Here is a 1480-nt window from a genome sequence, read left to right as displayed (position 1 = left end):
GAGCCTGGCAATTGGACCGGGGCGCGGCCGATGGAGCCGAAGATTTGTTCGAGGAAGGTGACTTCGCGGCCGCGGGTTGGGGTGCGGCGGGTGTCATAGTCAATCACGCGGCCATCGGCGAGGCCGTATTTGCGCACACTGGCCACTTTGTCGCCGTCATCGAACGAGATGGCGACAATGGTACGTTCCATAGTACGCGGCAGATAGAAAGCCGTCTGCTTTTGGATTGACGAGATATAATACCAAGTTTGCTCGTCAAAGGTTCCGGTCTGGGATGGATTGCCCATCCGCGTGAGAACGGTTTCCTTGGTGTCGACGCCGTCTTGGAACGGAGCGGTTTGGCTTTCGTCGGCGAGGAAGCCGCGCCGGTCCACAACGCCTGTGCAAGCCCCTAGGAGCGAGGTGCCACAAAGCAGAGCAACAGCAACCAAATTTCTTCCGCGCATCGTGTTAATCCCATTTAAGCCAACCCCACAGGGGTGCTTGCTTCGTGCTTTGCCTGCCCATAACGTGCAACTGGCAACAAATTAAGGCAAAAATGCCAAAGAATTGATGCCGCACCTGTCACGGCGCTGTAGATGTCTGTGCACGTTGAGCCAAAAATATGGCAAAGCCCGCAGTGCTTGCCTTGACCTAGCCCGCCGGAATGTAAGGTTCAAGCCTAAGGTTCACGTTTCAGCTTCATCTTGAAGTGTTCAAGGCCGACCCACATGTGTGTGGGCGGTTGGTTTCTCCCCCCCCACAGGTCCCCCATGCCCGCAAATTTGATTTCTCGCCTGTTCCGCAAAAAGCCCATCAAAGTGGCGGCCCGCGCGCTCTATGACCAACTCAGCCTCGCCGCGCGCAACCCTGAACTCTATGGTGAAGGCCGCGTGCCCGATAGCCCAGATGGTCGGTTTGAGATGTTGGCGCTGCATGCCTCCGTTCTGTTTTCTCGCCTGTCCAAGCGCGGTGATCAGGCCGAAGAAACCTCCCAAGAAGTCTTCAACATCATGTTTTCCGCGCTTGATCATGCGTTGCGGGAATTGGGCGTCGGCGATTTGTCTGTGGGCAAGCGAATCAGAAAGCTGGCTGAAAGCTTCTATGGCCGCATGGCGGTCTATACCGGGACCCTTCAATTGCCTGAGGACGAACAATTGGGCGTTTTGGCTGAAGCCATCAGCGTGCATGTGCTGGAAAAAGACCCCGCCGCACAAGGCTTTGCCACTGAATTGGCCTCACGCATCCGTGATTGGACGCTTGACCTGCAAGGGGTTGCGGACGACACTCTCCTACGCGGTGAACTACCCCTGCCACGCTGAAAAGCCATGGAAACTGCAGCGATTTAACCAGAATCGTCTGAATAATGTCATGGAGTTTCGCCAATTGGGTGGTTAATGCCGCCTCGCAGCGCTGACTGGTTCGGTCAGCTAAGGCGCAGGGGCTAACGCCCAAGGAGACGGGATGACAAGTGGCTTAACGCTATCGATCGACGCCATGG

2 protein-coding genes are annotated in these 1480 nt (G+C 56.4%); one reads left to right on the top strand and one right to left on the bottom strand.

What is annotated here, in order from left to right; genetic code table 11:
* Positions 1–446: outer membrane protein assembly factor BamE (locus ACOVRA_RS14420; protein WP_421720906.1), on the bottom strand; the 446-nt coding region annotated here is incomplete at its 3' end.
* Positions 447–752: 306 nt separating this feature from the next.
* On the opposite strand from ACOVRA_RS14420, the gene ACOVRA_RS14415 reads away from it, so the two are divergent.
* Entirely contained in the window at positions 753–1301 is a 549-nt protein-coding gene (locus ACOVRA_RS14415; protein WP_421720905.1) for a ubiquinol-cytochrome C chaperone family protein, read from the top strand.
* Positions 1302–1480: the final 179 nt, after the last annotated feature.

It is taken from the genome of Aquidulcibacter sp., assembly GCF_049239865.1.
In the GTDB taxonomy this organism is placed as follows: domain Bacteria; phylum Pseudomonadota; class Alphaproteobacteria; order Caulobacterales; family Aquidulcibacteraceae; genus Aquidulcibacter.
The sequence above is the reverse complement of the archived record's forward strand: the minus strand, read 5'-3'. Positions and strand labels throughout refer to the sequence as shown.

Bases quoted from the DNA above. Each gene is read 5' to 3' on its own strand.
- ACOVRA_RS14415 (WP_421720905.1), top strand. From the start codon at position 753: ATGCCCGCAAATTTGATTTCTCGCCTGTTCCGCAAAAAGCCCATCAAA.